Below are 16,350 nucleotides of genomic sequence, written 5' to 3' on the forward strand. Positions count from 1 at the left end.
ATGTTTTCTACCTTTAAATCATCCAAAAAGTGGTTACTCACGGCCGGAAGTGTTTTATGCCTGTTCGGGCTCATTGCGTTTACCGAAATTCGGCATGGCCAGAAGCACGTTCGTGACGTAATCGTGCAGTTGGATGAGGTGGATGGACATCGTTTTCTGACGCGTCGGGATGTGATGGGGTACCTAACCAATCAGGGAGCAGACCCGGTTATTGGCGAGAATTACGGAGAGGTTGATTTGCGTAAGCTGGAAACGAGGTTACAGCAACACGGCTTAGTAAAGAAATGTCAGGTATTTCGTGACTTAGCCGGTAGCCTGCTCGTCGTGATTGAACAACCTCACCCGCTGGCTCGGCTAATGCCTTCGGGCGATGGCGTTCGGTCTGCATCAGGACAGTATGTGAGTGAAGAAGGGCGTTTTTTTCCGGTTTCAATGAATTACTCGGCTCGTGTGCCGGTGTTGACGGGTCGTTATTTTGCCCAGAACCGTTCACTAGCCAATGAGCGAAACAGACCGCTGCTGAACTTACTGAAACGGATTCATGACGATCCGTTCTGGCGGGCACAGATTACCGAATTATCGGTCGATGAGCGGGGCGAAATAACAATGTGGCCTCAAGTGGGTAATCATACTATCGACTTTGGACCACCAACGGAAGTAGATGAGAAATTGAAGAAACTGAAATTAGTATATACAGACGTTTTACCGGCCAAAGGTTGGGACCGCTACAGCCGGGTAAGCGTTCAGTATCGAAATCAAATAGTGTGCGAATGATACCAACGGGCATGGACGAGAAAATAGTGGTGGGTCTGGACATTGGCAGCACCAAGGTATGTGCGGTTGCCGGTCGATTGATTCGAAACAATAAAGAACAGGAAACACTCGAAGTATTGGGTGTGGGCGAAACAAATTTGACCGACGGTGTAGCAAAAGGCTCTGTTGTCAACGTCAATAATACCGTAAATGCCATCAAACGGGCGGTCGCTGATGCATCGAACCAATCGAACCTAAACATTCATCTGGTCAATGTCAGTTTTAGCGGCTCGCACGTAACGTCGGTCAAGTCAAGCGGTAGCATTACCCGGTCGTCTTCGGGCGATGAAGTGCAGATCGAAGACATTGACCACTTGCTCAACGATATGTATCGTACCTCAATTCCGGCAGATAAGGAAATTATCCATGTCTTGCCAATGGATTTTGTGGTCGATAACGAAACCAGTGTCAACCAGCCTGTTGGCCGGAATGGCGTCAAACTAGGTGCTGATTTTCAACTCATTACAGCCCAGGCCAACGCAGCCCGCAACATTCGCAAGTGCATTCTGCGCAATAATCTGGCGCAGGATACCATGATGCTGTCGGCGCTGGCATCGGGCCTGGCGGTGTTGACTGACGAAGAGAAATACGCGGGCGTTGCCCTGGTGGACATTGGGGGCGGTACCACCGAAATGGCCATTTATTACCGAAATGTATTACGCCATGTGGCGGTATTTCCGTGGGCGGGTAACAGCCTGACGTCGGATATTCAGGCCGGGTGCAAAATTCTCCCCAATCAGGCCGAACTCCTCAAGAAAAAATTTGGCAGTGCTAACCCCGGCGAATATAACCTCAACGAAGTTGTTGCCGTACCGGGTCTCAGCAATCGCAAACCTAAAGATGTACTGCTCAAAAACGTGGCTGTCATTATCGAAGATCGGCTGCGTGAAATTGCCGCACTGGTTCAGGCCGAAATTATTCGGTCGGGCTACGATGGCAAGTTACTGGGCGGTATTGTATTGACCGGTGGCTCAGCTCTGATTCCAGGCGTCGAGCATATATTTGGCCGGGTGACGGGGGTTGAAGAAGTTCGCGTTGGTTATCCGGAGCATCTTGAACCCAATGGCCGTGCCGACTTAGTGGGTGACCCCGCTTATGCCACGGCTGTAGGCCTGGTTTGGGCAGGTTACAAAACGATTGATAACCGAATCTCGTTTATCAGTGATCCGAATCGGGCTTATAAAGAAGACGAGCAGCCTGTTGGTCCCGTTCGGCCCGTGTACCCAACCGGGGGTAGTACGCCAAAATCACAACCCAGCGTGAAGGCGCCTGAACCCGAGCCGAAGAAAAGCTGGTTTGATAAGCTTAAAGAAGCACTTCAACCAACGCGGGGCAACGAAACCGATACGTATTGATGATGGAACCAAACCGGCTTGAGCCGGCGCAAAGGCAAGCAGGCAGTTTTCACAACGAACAGACACCATATACCCACACGATGAATAGTCAGGGCTATAGATTCGAACTTCCAGACGACAACCCAATCATTATCAAGGTTGTTGGCGTGGGCGGCATGGGCGGCAATGCCGTCAAGCACATGCACAAATTAAAGATGCAGGATGTGAGTTTTGCTGTATGCAATACTGACCGCCAAGCCCTTATGAGTAATCCTGTGCCAACCAAGTTGCAACTAGGCGACGGGTTGGGCGCAGGTACCGAAGCAAAAGCCGGTGAAGATGCGGCTCGTGCCAGTATTGACGAAATCCGAAATTTACTGGCTCCTCCTACCAAAATGGTTTTCATTACGGCGGGTATGGGTGGTGGTACGGGTACGGGCGCAGCCCCTGTAGTCGCTGAGGTGGCACGCGAAATGGGCTTACTGACGGTGGCTGTTGTAACGGCCCCGTATTGGTACGAAGGAACGGACAAGAAAGAACAGGCCCGTGAGGGTATTGAAAAACTCAAGAATAGCTGCGATACAGTACTGGTTGTTCTGAACGACAAACTCGCCGAGTTATACAGCGAATTAACCTGGACAGAAGCTTACGCACATGCCGATGATGTGCTGGCAAACGCCGTGAAAAGTATTGCCGAGATCATCACCACACAGGGCGATATCAACGCTGACTTTGCCGACGTGAAGAAAGTCCTCGAACAGGCCGGGCAATCCGTAATGGGATCGGCTGAGGTTGGGGGCGAAGACCGTGCGCTGCGCGCTATCGAAGCGGCTCTGAATTCACCACTGCTCAACGACCATGATATCCGGGGAGCCAAACGTATTCTGCTCACGATCTCATCGAGTAAAGAGCATGCCATGCGTTTGAAAGAACAGATGGCCATCTCAGAGCACGTGGCCAAAAAGATTCAGAGCGAAGCCAAGATGTTTAAGTTCGGTGCAATTACGGACGATAACCTTGGCGAAAATCTGCGCGTAACCATCATTGCAGCAGGATTTGACGGCACGACGACCCTGATGGATCAGTTGAAGGATACAACCTTGCCAGAGGTTCCTGCCCAACCAGAAGCTATCGTCGTTGATTTACCGGAAGATAGCCAGGAGCAGGAAGATACCAAAGAAGAACTGGTACTGGTTGATAGCGATGGTGAAGAAATCGATCCTACTCTTTCTGGCTTGAGTATTAAGTCGGACGATAAGCAAACGCCAACCAGTTACAATGGCACAACGATCATTCGTCCAGAAACGCCCGGCATCATCCGCCCTTATCAGGATGAAGCCGATGTGCTGCTGCTCGACGATGAAGAACGGCCCAGCGATGCCGACATGATCAAGCGCATGGTAGAAGCCTTTACAAAAGGGCAGTATCTAGCCGCTGACCTCGACCGGCCTACTTTCGAGCGGAATAAGACCATGCTCTATTCCCTGCCGATGCTGTCTGAGCAGGAGTTCGTTCGTTCGAAATTGAATGATTGATCGGGTGTAAAAAATACATTTCCGTTAGCAGGCAGAAATTCACACGAATTTCTGCCTTTTCTTTTGTCCATATGAAATCGACGTTTACAGATGCCAGAAGTACGCTCGTAAGCCTGGCCCAACCGCAGCGAGCCATTGCCCTGGCCCGCTTCTTCAAAACCGGACCAGGGCAATACGCCGAAGGAGACCAGTTTCTGGGGCTTTCTATGCCGCAGCAACACACGGTTGTCAATCAGTACGCCAATCTTTCGTTAGCGGAAGTAGAAAAGCTGGTTCAGGACCCAATCCACGAATGCAGAATGGTCGGATTACTCATTTGGGTAAAGCAATCCAGTAAAGCCATTCCAAGTCAACAGGCCATCATCCGGGAACGATACCTGGTCAATCGACGCTTCATCAATAACTGGGATCTGGTAGATGTTACCTGTACCTACATCATTGGCCGATACGCGGTCAAGGGAGATCGATCGATTCTTTACGAACTGGCTAGCGAAGATAACTTATGGAGCCAGCGAATGGCAATCGTCTCAACATTAGCGCTAATTCGGGTTGAACAGTTTGGCGACACATTTGCCATTGCTGAACAATTGCTGCCGCATAAACACGACCTCATTCACAAAGCTGTTGGCTGGATGCTCCGGGAGGTGGGTAAACGTAATTCAGACGCCCTGGAGGAGTTTCTGCACGATCACGTCAGCAAGATGCCCCGTACGGCTCTTCGCTACGCCATTGAGCGGTTTGAGCCCGCAAAACGAGCTTACTATTTGAAGTTGTAAAGGTTTGTCGTTTACAGTTTTTGGTTTACGGTAGGCTGACGCGAACTACAAACATCTTACTCCGTGGCCTGCGCCCTCACAGGCCACTCGGGCGTCAGCAACTGTTTCTATTCGCAAAAATGGCCTGTGAGGACACAGGCCATGGAGTGCTTGGTTAAAAGGCTTGTGGTTTACGGTTGGCTCATGCCAGCAAATGCGTGCGTCAGCCTACCGTAAACCACAAACTATAAACTTTATAGCCGTAAACCGAAACTAGCGCATCATCTTGTTCATCTTGCCTGATGCCTGCATGGTATTCATCTTCTTCATCATCTTCCGCATCTCATCGAATTGCTTCAACAGGTTGTTTACCTGAGTGATGTTCGTACCACTACCGGCAGCAATGCGCTTCTTGCGACTTCCATCGATAATATCGGGGCGGCTGCGTTCTTTAGGCGTCATGGAGCTAATGATAGCCTCAATAGGCTTGAACGAGTCATTATCAATATCCAGGTCTTTGATCATCTTACCCATACCCGGAATCATGCCGAGTAGGTCCTTGACGTTACCCATCTTTTTGATCTGTTGCAACTGCGACAGAAAGTCGTCGAAGTCGAACTGATTCTTACGCATTTTGGCGTTGATGCGTTTGGCTTCGTCTTCGTCAAATGCCTGCTGAGCCCGTTCAACCAGCGAAATCACATCGCCCATGCCCAAAATCCGGCTGGCCATCCGATCAGGATAAAACACATCGAGGGCTTCCATCTTTTCGCCCGTACTGATAAATTTGATGGGCTTATTAACGACCGTCTTGATAGAAAGGGCAGCTCCACCCCGTGCGTCGCCGTCGAGTTTAGTCAGCACAACACCATCGAAATTAAGGCGCTCGTTAAAGGTTTTGGCGGTGTTGACGGCGTCCTGCCCGGTCATGGAATCCACGACGAATAGCGTTTCGGAGGGAGAAATGGCCCGTTTAAGCGCTTCAATCTCCTGCATCATGGCTTCATCGACGGCCAAACGTCCGGCGGTATCCACAATAACGATTTTCTTTCCGGTCTTCCGCGCCAACGCAATACCGTTTTGAGCAATCTCAACGGCATTTTTGTTTTCAGGCTCTGCGTACACCTCCACACCAACCTGCTCACCCAGCACTTTCAATTGGTCGATAGCGGCCGGGCGGTAGATGTCGGCGGCAATAAGCTGCACACCCCGGCCCTGCTTTTTCAGATACGACGCCAGCTTACCCGAAAAGGTTGTTTTACCCGACCCCTGCAAACCCGCAATCAGAATGATCGCCGGATCGCCTTTGATGTTAATGCCCTGTGCTTCGCCCCCCATCAGTTCGGTCAGTTCTTCCTGCACGATCTTGACGAACAACTGGCCGGGTTCCACCGATATGAGCACCTTCCGGTCAAGGGCCTTTTCACGAATGCGATCCGTAATTTCCTTCGCTACTTTATAGTTAACGTCGGCATCCGTCAGTGCACGACGTACTTCTTTGATCGTCGCGGCAACGTTAATTTCGGTAATACGGCCCTGCCCTTTTAGGGTCTTTATGGCCTTATTTAATTTATCCTGAAGGTTCTCAAACATAGTCTATCACAAACAATGACACAAAGATAACAGTTTCTGGCGGGCGTTTTTGCAGTGACATACTACTAAGATGAGCTTGTACGTTATTCTCGCACATTCGCTCTTCATCCATCGAAAGGGAATTGCGAAAAATTCCCCACCTGCGCCCCGATAAATAAGAACTTTTCTTTCTGGCAATATAATAATCGGTCAAGTTAGTAGCCTGGCAAAAAAAAGTTGGCACTGTGTTTGTATATGCCAACAGTAGACTAATTATTTTACAATTACTTAATACAAATATATGATGCAATAATACTATTACATATATTTGTGATGAAGGCATTGCCGTTTGCAGTCGTCACGGATGTAGATCATTAGTGATTATAAAACCAATTTCTTTATGAGAATTAATTTGAGAAGAACTGCCACGGGTTGTTTTGCCATTGCCTCGCTGCTAACCAGCCCGCTGATCTCATCAGAAATCAGCGCTATGCCAGCGCGAGATGCCTTCACGATTACATCATCAACAAAAGCCCCCCTTATAGATACCCAGGCCCGGCCGGTCAATCTGGAGAAAACACCTGTGCTGGTTAAAAACACGCCAGTAAAACCAGAACCAGCAGGAGCGACGTCAGCTGCAAAAGAAAAAAAAGTAGAAGATAAGAAGACCATTGGCCGTTGCTGGAAACGACTCATGAACATGGCGCGCGAAATACGGAACGCGCACACGAACACGAGTAAGTAATATTTTCTACCCTCACCTACGCGAATGCCCGGTGGTCGATTTAGACCGCCGGGTATTTGTGTTTATACTTCAGGCTGGTAGAAATCCGGTAGTTTGCGGTTTGTCATCTGTGGAGCTTCCTAATTGACAAATAACTTCGCGCTCTACAAACTAATTTGCTCGTTTAAACTCAGTAAAAATGCGTCTTTTGATCTTTCTCCTGCTTGGCAGTTTACTAACAACGACTACGACATTTGCCCAAAAAGATACACCGATCACCGTTGCTACCTACAACCTCCGCTACAACAACAAAGGCGACGGGATAAATGCCTGGCCGAATCGAAAGGAAAACGTGAAAGCGTTGATTCAGTTCCATGAGTTCGACCTGTTTGGAACCCAGGAAGCCCTGCGCGATCAGTTGACTGATGTGGCCGAATTGACCGAGTTTGCCTTTTTGGGCGCCGGGCGCGATGATGGGAAGGAAGCGGGCGAGCACTCGGCTATTTTCTACAAAAAGGACCGGTTCAAGGTTCTCCAGTCCGGCAACTTCTGGCTGAGCGAAACTCCCGATAAACCGGGTAAGGGATGGGATGCAACCTGCTGCAACCGGATATGCTCATGGGCCAAGTTTAATGACCTGAAAACGAAAAAAGACTTTTATTTCTTCAGCGTCCACTTCGATCATCAGGGTGTTGAAGCCCGGCGGCAATCGGGCAAGCTGATGGTTGAAAAGATTAAAGGAATCGCCAAAAACACGCCGGCAATTCTCGTGGGTGATTTTAACTCAACGCCCGACACGGAGCAGATCAAGACCATCCAGACCTTGCTCAATGATTCACACAGCGTAACAAAAATGCCGCCCTACGGCCCCGAAGGCACATTCAATAGCTTTAAATTCGATGCGCCCATGGATCAACGAATCGACTACATCTTTGTCAGTAAGCAATTCGATGTCCTGAAATACGGCGTCCTGACCGACGCCAAAGAGCAGCGCTACCCTTCCGACCACCAACCGGTCGTGGTGAAAGTGGTGCTGAAGTAATTACCCTAAAACCAGAATACTCAAACGGAGACTTTGCTCACAGTGAGCAAAGTCTCCGTTTGAGTATTCTGGTTTTAGGGTAGAGCACGTCCACGGACCGTGGACGTGCTCTACCTGTTTTATCCTAATCTGCCGGCTATGCCGTGCTGCTGTTCTGGTTTCTCCAACTACCGGGAGGAAGACGACGAAACTTTAGCCGCAGCTTTCTCCACTTCTTTTTTCACCGCTTGCCGCTGGTCGTCGCGAACCGTTGGGTACTTGATGCCCAATTGCTCCAGATACGTTTTGTACTTGCTTGGGTCGTAATAAAACTTTTCTAGCTTAGGCTTGAACTCGGTCATAATCTTTTTATTCAGATAAATAGCCGGTTGCTCCTTCGACGTAATCAACGATTCATACTTGATGTCTTTGGTCTGTTCATCTTTATAATACGCCCAGGCCTCTTTGATAATCTCCGGTTTCAGCAGCATATCCAGCAAGGTCATAGCCTCCGCTTTGGCACCCGCTACAATACCTTTGTGTGCAATGGGCGTCGCCATCGAGATCGCATTGGCCCAGTGGTGACCCGGCAAACCCGGAATGTTGCTGGGGTAGCGCAGAACAATGGTCGGCAGTGACCACGAAATATCAGCAATATCGTCCGAGCCGCCACCCATGGGCGTCATCGCCTGACCACCCATCATCACAACAGGGGCAGTCGACGTCGGCATACCCATCGAATCCAGCTTAACCGCCAGACCTTCTACTTTAGGCGCCTGTAATTCCAGTTGTGAAGCCCGCGCCAACAACTGATCATCGTCGGTCCAAGTAGGCAGGCCCACTTTCTTGATGTTGTCATACATAGCCGCAGCAATCGGGCGGTTCGTATGTACGGGCCAGGCCGAGCCCAGAATCTCATAGGTAAACTTGGTATCGGTCATCAGGGCAGCCCCCTCGGCCATCTTCACCCCCGTTTCAAAAAGCTTCTTAATCTTCGGGTAGGTACGCTCGCGGAAGTAGTACCAGACGGCAGCTTTGGATGGAACGACGTTGGGTTGATCGCCCCCGTCAGAAATGACGTAGTGCGAACGCTGGGTCAATTCAAGGTGTTCACGCCGGAAGTTCCAGCCAATGTTCATCAGTTCGACGGCATCCAGTGCCGAACGACCGCGCCAGGGAGCACCCGCTGCGTGGGCGGCCTGCCCTTCAAAGTTGAACCGTACGGAAACCAGGCCGTTATAACCATTATCGCCCCAGGAAACGCCCAGGTTATTGCCAACGTGCGTGAAAATACAGGCATCTACATCCTTGAAATACCCATCCCGAATGTAAAACGCTTTGGTACCAACGAGTTCTTCGGCAACGCCTGGCCAGAGCATGAGCGTACCAGGAATTTTCTCCCGTTCCATCAGTTTTTTCACGGCCAGCACCGCCACAATGTTAAGCGCCTGCCCGGAGTTGTGGCCTTCCCCATGACCAGGCGCTCCTTCTACAATCGGATCTTTGTAGGCGACACCGGGTTTCTGACTCGCTTTAGGAATGCAGTCGATATCGGAGCCAATCGCGATCAGAGGCTTCCCTGATCCCCAGGTCGCGATCCAGGCCGTCGGAATGCCAGCGACACCTTTCTTCACCGTAAATCCCTCTTTTTCGAGAAGCGTCGTCAGGTATTTAAACGATTCTTCCTCCTGAAAGCCCAGTTCGGCAAAGCTAAACAGCATATCGTTGATTTGCTGAGCCTGGTCTTTATTGGCCTCAACAGCCGCTACCGCTTCGGCTTTCAGTTTTTCTATTTTGTCTCCGCCTTTGGCTCCCTTTTTTGACTGACCGAAGAGTACGGCCGGGATCAAAAAGAAGACGAGTACTAATTTTGTACAGTTTTTCATAAGTAATACCAAATTTTGTTTAGGCTTTTCCAATACGAACCAATAAATGTACTGATAAATAGCTTAAATGACGTATTACCTATTATTAAAAATCACCTTAGTTCGAATAAGTAAACAAAAATCGATGCCTTCCATGATTCACGTAGAAACAGGCCAAGCTCCGGAAATAAGCCAGGCTTACCTGACTTGCTCTATTCGCTGAACACGTAGGCGAATCAGGCACAGACTTGTTTTTTTTCATTTTCTCCCTTGCCCCGCTTTCACTACTTTTGCACCGCGCAGGCGACCCTGCTAAGTTTTCGTATCGTTTTCAATCGTTTATAATCAAGTCAAATGGAAAAAATTAAAGTGGCAAATCCGGTTGTCGAACTGGATGGCGACGAAATGACCCGTATCATCTGGAAATTCATTAAAGACAAGCTGATCCTGCCCTACGTTGACGTTGACATTAAATACTATGATCTGGGTATTGAGTATCGCGATGAAACCAACGATCAGGTAACGATTGATGCAGCCAACGCTATCAAAGAATTCGGTGTCGGTATCAAATGCGCCACCATCACCCCCGACGAGGACCGCGTTAAAGAGTTCAATCTGAAGCAGATGTGGAAGTCGCCGAACGGCACGATCCGCAACATTCTGGATGGCACGGTTTTCCGGGAGCCTATCGTGATGAACAACGTGCCCCGTCTGGTAACCAACTGGAAAGCCCCGATCATTGTCGGTCGTCACGCATTCGGTGATCAGTACCGCGCCACCGATTTCCTGGTACCAGGCAAAGGGAAGCTGACCATGAAGTTCGAAGGCGAAGATGGTACGGTCTTAGAATATGACGTATTTAACTTCCCCGGCGCTGGTGTAGCCATGGGTATGTATAACCTCGATGAGTCGATCCGTGGTTTTGCCAAAGCCTGTTTCAACATGGCCCTGCAAAAAGGCTGGCCATTGTACCTCTCAACCAAAAACACCATCCTGAAAAAATACGATGGTCGTTTCAAGGATATTTTCCAGGAAATCTACGACGCTGAGTTCAAAGCCAAAGGGGTTCATTACGAACACCGTCTGATCGACGACATGGTTGCTTCAGCTCTGAAATGGGAAGGTAACTTTGTGTGGGCTTGTAAAAACTACGACGGTGACGTTCAATCGGATACTGTAGCGCAGGGCTTCGGTTCGCTGGGTCTGATGACGTCAGTACTGGTTACCCCCGATGGCAAAACAATGGAAGCCGAAGCGGCTCACGGTACGGTTACACGCCACTACCGCGAGTATCAGAAAGGCAACAAAACCTCAACTAATCCCATTGCGTCAATCTACGCCTGGACGCGTGGTCTGGCTTTCCGTGGTCAGTTGGATGACAACCAAGCGCTCATCGATTTCGCGAATGCCCTCGAAGCGGTTTGCGTAGAAACCGTTGAAAGCGGCAAAATGACGAAAGATCTGGCCCTGTCGGCCTACCCGGCCGGTACGAAGTTAGTGGCGGGTGAGCATTACCTGAACACCGAAGACTTCCTCGAAGCGCTGGACGAAAATCTGAAAGTGAAATTAGCGTAACCGAGTTTTTATGATAGTGCCGCTCCATAGTGGGGCGGCATTTTTTTTATCTTTATCGCTCAAACCCTAATCGCTTTATGAAGTACATACTCACAATCGCCGTTCTTTCGTTGCTTACGATCGCGGCTTATGCCCATACACCAACCGGCGAACCACCCGTAAAAAAAATGAAAAGCAGTTCTGTTCAGCACATCGTGCTCTTTAAGTTCAAGCCTGAAACGACGGCTGAAAAAGTGAAAGAAATCGTGGCGGCTTTCGAGGCCCTGCCCTCGAAGATCAGCCAGATCAAAGGATTCAAGTGGGGAACAAACAACAGCCCCGAAAACCTGAATAAAGGGTTGACGCACGCGTTTATTCTGACCTTCGACAATGAGAAAGATCGGGATGCCTACCTGCCTCACCCAGCTCATAAAGCATTTGGTGGCATCGTTGGCCCCTGGCTGGCCGAAGTTACCGTCGTCGATTTCACGGATCAGGCTAAGTAAATTATAGACTACTCCCCGGCCTGTGTCCTCACAGACCGAGGAGTCAGCTAAGTAAGCGTTGTACCAGACAGCAAGGTGCTGTCTGGTACAAACAAAAAGCATCTACTATTCCTTAACCACTTTCCGGGTAGCCGTTCCGGTGGGTGTTTGAACTTGAAGAAAATACAGTCCTTTGGGTAAATGCCCGACATCCAGTGTAGCCGTGCGCTGATGCAAAGGCAGGAGCGGTTGAACGACCGTTGCGCCTGTGAGGTTCCGGAGCAATACCCGCTCAAAGGTTTCCGTACCGGGTAACTCAACAGTCAACGACGCATGAGCAGGGTTGGGATAGAACACCAGTGCATCTGACCAGAGCGGTTCAGTACCCGTAACAGTCAATACATTGAACGAACGCTCAACCGATGTGGCAGGATAAAATTGTGCGTTACCGGCCTGATAAGCCCGAATCGTTACGAGGCCCGTTCCGGTAAATTTGAGTGTTGATCCCGTTAGCGTAGCCGGACCGTTTTTTACCTCAAAACTGACCGGTAAACTGGAGGAACAACTTGCCTTGAGCGTCAGGTCACCTTGATTATTATAGCGGTCAGCAATCGCATCGAAGGTAATGGTCTGCGCTGTTTTCGTCGGCAGCGTTCGGGTAGCCTGTGTGTACCAGACTGGCCATTTTGCGTTGGTGTAGAGGACAGACACACCCCCTGAAGGCGTCAGTTTGTCGGCGCCCAGATTGATTCCCGATATGTCTTCAGTACTCGACTCCGTGCTGAACACCAGCTTATTATCCAGCCGGGAATAGCTGGGAAATCCTAATGTATTGTTTTTATAAACCGCCTTTAAGGTACCCGAACTCAGGTCCGTAGCCACGACGTAATACGTATCATCGTTTTCGTTAAAGTAATCGAACGCAATAATATCGGGCGAGTTTTTAGAGAATGACGGGTTACCAATGCTTTCGCCCTGTTCCAGGTCCGAAAATAGCTTTTCAATATCGCCTGCGGCAAAATCGCCCGTTTTATTATCCCAGACGTTAATGAAACCCACATCCCAATAATCAAGGGCATCGCCACTCGTATTCTGAAGCTCGTTATAAGCATCGTACACGATGTTCTCTCCGGCGAAATCCCACTCAAACGAATCGGCATAGCGCACATCGCCCGTTTGAACACCCTCGGTATAGGTTGGATTATATAGTTTAAATTCGGCCCACTTCTTTTTTGCGTAACTGTACACATACACCGACCCATCCTGGTCGGCCGTTAGGGCGGCCAGTTTCGTACCATCTTTCGAGATAGCGACATTGTCCCAAACGGTCTCGTCAGAAATTACCGTTTCGGTTGGCGTGCCGGTCAGGTTAACCGCCCGAATGCGCTTATCGGACGTCACATAATACGCGGTCTTTCCATCGTCGGTTACGCTCGGGCGATGCCGCATACCCAGCGTTGATTTCGGGTCAAATTTGGCGGGGCTAACACCCACCACTGTCGAGTACAGTTTTGAGTTGGTTGCATCGGCCAGCAACAGCAGATCCTGTCCCGCAGCCACCGGAACGTCGGGCTGTTTGCCGGGTGTCGACTGGGTACCTTCGGTAATGCCCACAGCATCGAACGCATTTTTAGCGGCTGTTACCTCCGTCCCCGTTGCTCCATACAGATCCCCGGCCGCTTTGATGATCGCCAGACGTAAATCCAGAAACTGCGAGGTGCGGACCAGGTACGTTGTCAAGGCGCGGTAATACACCTTTTCGGCCTTGTCTTTTCCAACAACGGTAGCGAATTTATAGAATGCAAAATTAGTAATCCCGCTATTGATGTGAACCCCGCCATTGTCTTCGGTCGTTGTTTCGTACTGCGACATGGTGGCGGGCTGATACCCGTTCGGATCTTTACTCTTGCCCCCCTGATTGGGATTCGACAGGTTACGCAGGGCACCCGATGGCAGTACGCTCGGGGTTGCAATGTCTTCGCCCAACGTCCAGTCGTCGCGGTCGATCATGGCCCCAAATACATCGGCAAACGATTCGTTGATGGCTCCTGACTGGCTTTTGTATTGTAAGTTAGCCGTGTTCTGAATCACCCCGTGGGTCATTTCGTGACCAGCTACGTCCAGTGCGCCCGCCAGCGGCTTCAACAATCGCCCGTTTCCGTAGGCCATAATCTGGCCATTCCAGTAAGCATTATCCAAGCCCTTGCCATCGTCGTCTACTACGTTGATGAGCGAGACCATGGTCGCTCCGTTGCCATTCAGGGCATTGCGCTTGAACGTATTCTGGTAATACTCGTAAGCAACGCCCGCATTATAATGCGCCGAAATAGCCGTCGGGCTCCAGTCGGTATTGTTACTCGACGTTAGCTGGTATAATTTAGGGTTATCGCCTTTGATATTCTTTGCATCAACGGTCCAGATGGCTCCGACCGGATCGCCCGGCATTTTCGAGGCTGTTGGGTTAAACATCGGGCGCGACACATCAATCATGTAATACGCATTGCTACTCTGCTGGTACGTCTCAAATGTGCGCGTTACGCCGTTCAGATCCCGGCCCGATGCCTTGATTGGCCCCACTACCGTACAGGTATGGTTGTACTTGTCGAGCACATCCCCCGTTTGGGCATCAATGACATACTCCCAGCGTTCGAGCATATTAGGCCGGATGGTGAGCTGGTAGGCCAGCTTACTCACCCCATATTCGGCAAAAACGCATAACATTCCCTCCGATGATTTCATCTTTAGAATATTATCCCCAAATGAGCGCACAGTGGACGTCTTACGCACGTCAGTCAGTGCCCTGTCGGCAGCATCGGCAAGTGCCAGCCGGGGCGTTGTCGTCAATTCTGTTGGTATGGGCTGATAACGTCCGTTTAATAGAGTCACTTCGCCATCGGTCAAATGGGCTACCAGTTCGGCCCCCAGTACCGGTACACCCCGATGCGTCTGGGTTAGGCGAACGTGCGTTTGTCCAAGATCATCCGTCTCAGTGCGGGCAACGCTAAACGCTGATTCCGGATTCTCCAGCCTAAGCAAGTCACGTACCTGCCCCATAAACTGGTACGTCATGGAAGCCGCGGCCGCCGCCGAAAGCCGTGCCCCGCTGTTTTTCGCTGCGTTTTTACTGATTTGTTTATTCGGCTTTCGCTCGATAAAGACAGGCAGTCCCGTTGTCGAGTCATTTACCACATGCAGCCGCAGCGATTGCATGGTCGGGTTCGTACCCAGCGACCTGGAGAGCGTTTGCCGGCCGGTTCGATCATTGGGCACCGGTATGACGACGGCGTTGAGTCGATTGGCGAGCCCTGTCGAAGAGGACGTCACTTTGCTTTTCCGCTTAAAGCCCGCGTCGGGTTGCTGAGCCAGCCCGTATGTGGTTGTTAGCAGGATTAAGGCCAGTAGATGTAGTTTCATAAGGTGAGTGTTCGTTTAATAGGTTGTTTACGGTACAAAGCAGGAAACTAGTTGAGTCTGGAAGGAGCCGGAATCATGGCCATGAACGAATTATAAAATTGCTTGTAATTGGCCGGAACTACCTTGCCCGTAGCACCCCAGGCAACCTTGTGTTCCTGTTTGCCCTTTTTCCACTCGATAAATGTGTAGACATTACCGGGATGGTCGAATTTGGCCGTTTTGAGTTTACACTTGCTTTCTGCCACGGAAAACACACGCTTGGTATTGGTCGCCGTCTGCTGGCCAATAAACGTGAAAGTAGTATCGCGGCTGCGTCGCCCAAAGAGTTTGCCGTTTTCCAGCAGGTAGTATGTCGTGGAAAAGCCGGTAACCCCTCCCCCGCTACCCACCAGGATTTGTCGGCCGGTATACGTGGTTGGGAGCGTAGCTGTGGTCGTTTCCCGGATAACAGGCATCTCATCGCCAGTGGCGCGAATAGGCTGTCCCTGGGCGAGCAGCAGGCTCGACGACAGAAAAACAGACAGTAAGTTTAGGAATAGTTGATTCATCAGAAGTAAAAGAATGTCTGGCAAAGTAAAAACTCGCGTTTGTCGGGACAATACTGCATTTGTATGAATTGAGCGAATGAAGCGATGAACCGGTAGATAGCGGGCCTTAGCCGCCCGTTAGGGAGCGGTGGGCTGTCCGTATGTATCGGGGAAGAAGTTGACCGAACGACGGAACGGCCCGTGATGAATACGGAGTCGGAATAATTTATCGAAGTCGCCCGATTCTATTTTAGTCATCGTCGGTTTCGCGCCAAGCCCTCTGGCAATTTCCAGAATCGTGTTGCTATGCCCAACAACCAGCACGGTTTTATGGCGGATTGCCACAACACGGTTTACAATGGCTTCGGTTGGTTTGGCCGGATAGTCTACTACCGGAACGCCAATACGTTGGGCTAAGGTCTGGGCCGTTTGGCGGGTTCGGTAATAGGGCGTTGAGAAAATAGAGTCGATTCCACGATTGGCCAGTTTTTCAGCGAGTGCGTCCGCCCGCGCATAGCCCGCTGGTGTAAGGTCGGTCGTATCCGTTTCGTTTTGTTTCTCGGCGTGGCGAACGATGTAGACGGTGGTTGTAGAACAGGCCGTTGATAGGACAATCAGGAAAATAAAAAGAACATAGACTTTTCGCAACATCGGGCCAGACCCCTGGGCACCTGGTTTGATTGACACATCATGCCAGGTTGAAACCTGGCAGGGCAACGAATTCGGAGTAAAAAGACGCATAGGCTGAGTG

13 protein-coding genes are annotated in these 16,350 nt (G+C 50.3%); 8 read left to right on the forward strand and 5 right to left on the reverse strand.

What is annotated here, in order from left to right; all coding sequences use genetic code 11:
- The 4 genes from SD10_RS22370 (at position 1) to SD10_RS22385 (ending at position 4,458) form a co-directional block, all read left to right on the forward strand.
- The gene (locus SD10_RS22370; RefSeq protein WP_046576902.1) at positions 1 to 774 is read left to right on the forward strand and encodes a cell division protein FtsQ/DivIB; all 774 of its coding nucleotides are present in this window, start codon (positions 1 to 3) and stop codon (positions 772 to 774) included.
- Positions 775 to 785: 11 nt separating this feature from the next.
- Positions 786 to 2,168 (forward strand): cell division protein FtsA, encoded by a 1,383-nt coding sequence (gene ftsA / locus SD10_RS22375; RefSeq protein WP_046579988.1) that lies wholly within the window; start codon positions 786 to 788, stop codon positions 2,166 to 2,168.
- An 80-nt stretch (positions 2,169 to 2,248) separates the two neighbouring features.
- Positions 2,249 to 3,682, forward strand: coding sequence for a cell division protein FtsZ (gene ftsZ / locus SD10_RS22380; RefSeq protein WP_046579990.1), 1,434 nt, complete (start codon positions 2,249 to 2,251; stop codon positions 3,680 to 3,682).
- Between the two features lie 71 nt (positions 3,683 to 3,753).
- Complete coding sequence (locus SD10_RS22385) at positions 3,754 to 4,458, forward strand: DNA alkylation repair protein (RefSeq protein WP_046576904.1); 705 nt, start codon at positions 3,754 to 3,756, stop codon at positions 4,456 to 4,458.
- A 252-nt stretch (positions 4,459 to 4,710) separates the two neighbouring features.
- On the opposite strand, the gene ffh is transcribed toward SD10_RS22385, so the two are convergent.
- Positions 4,711 to 6,030 (reverse strand): signal recognition particle protein, encoded by a 1,320-nt coding sequence (gene ffh / locus SD10_RS22390; protein WP_046576906.1) that lies wholly within the window; start codon positions 6,028 to 6,030, stop codon positions 4,711 to 4,713.
- Positions 6,031 to 6,409: 379 nt separating this feature from the next.
- Here ffh and SD10_RS28900 point away from each other — a divergent pair, with 379 nt between their 5' ends.
- Positions 6,410 to 6,754, forward strand: coding sequence for a hypothetical protein (locus tag SD10_RS28900; protein ID WP_052731269.1), 345 nt, complete (start codon positions 6,410 to 6,412; stop codon positions 6,752 to 6,754).
- Positions 6,755 to 6,932: 178 nt separating this feature from the next.
- Complete coding sequence (locus SD10_RS22400; RefSeq protein WP_046576910.1) at positions 6,933 to 7,775, forward strand: endonuclease/exonuclease/phosphatase family protein; 843 nt, start codon at positions 6,933 to 6,935, stop codon at positions 7,773 to 7,775.
- A 167-nt stretch (positions 7,776 to 7,942) separates the two neighbouring features.
- Here the strand turns inward: SD10_RS22400 and SD10_RS22405 are convergent, their stop codons facing one another.
- Positions 7,943 to 9,640 (reverse strand): amidohydrolase, encoded by a 1,698-nt coding sequence (locus tag SD10_RS22405; protein WP_046576912.1) that lies wholly within the window; start codon positions 9,638 to 9,640, stop codon positions 7,943 to 7,945.
- Between the two features lie 333 nt (positions 9,641 to 9,973).
- Here SD10_RS22405 and SD10_RS22410 point away from each other — a divergent pair, with 333 nt between their 5' ends.
- Together SD10_RS22410 and SD10_RS22415 are read left to right on the forward strand one after the other, a co-directional pair.
- On the forward strand, positions 9,974 to 11,194 hold the full coding sequence (locus tag SD10_RS22410) for an NADP-dependent isocitrate dehydrogenase (RefSeq protein ID WP_046576914.1): 1,221 nt from the start codon (positions 9,974 to 9,976) through the stop codon (positions 11,192 to 11,194).
- A 77-nt stretch (positions 11,195 to 11,271) separates the two neighbouring features.
- Positions 11,272 to 11,679 (forward strand): Dabb family protein, encoded by a 408-nt coding sequence (locus SD10_RS22415; RefSeq protein WP_046576915.1) that lies wholly within the window; start codon positions 11,272 to 11,274, stop codon positions 11,677 to 11,679.
- Between the two features lie 105 nt (positions 11,680 to 11,784).
- Here SD10_RS22415 and SD10_RS22420 read toward each other — a convergent pair whose 3' ends face one another.
- The 3 genes from SD10_RS22420 to SD10_RS22430 all read right to left on the reverse strand — a co-directional run bounded on the left by SD10_RS22420 (position 11,785) and on the right by SD10_RS22430 (position 16,340).
- A complete protein-coding gene (locus tag SD10_RS22420) occupies positions 11,785 to 15,072 on the reverse strand; it encodes a M4 family metallopeptidase (protein ID WP_046576916.1) in 3,288 nt (1,095 codons plus the stop codon).
- A gap of 47 nt (positions 15,073 to 15,119) precedes the next feature.
- Complete coding sequence (locus SD10_RS22425; RefSeq protein WP_046576919.1) at positions 15,120 to 15,620, reverse strand: hypothetical protein; 501 nt, start codon at positions 15,618 to 15,620, stop codon at positions 15,120 to 15,122.
- Positions 15,621 to 15,737: 117 nt separating this feature from the next.
- Positions 15,738 to 16,340, reverse strand: a complete 603-nt coding sequence (locus SD10_RS22430) for a SixA phosphatase family protein (protein ID WP_316933116.1) — start codon at positions 16,338 to 16,340, stop codon at positions 15,738 to 15,740.
- Positions 16,341 to 16,350: the final 10 nt, after the last annotated feature.

This window comes from Spirosoma radiotolerans (assembly GCF_000974425.1).
GTDB classification, from domain to species: domain Bacteria; phylum Bacteroidota; class Bacteroidia; order Cytophagales; family Spirosomataceae; genus Spirosoma; species Spirosoma radiotolerans.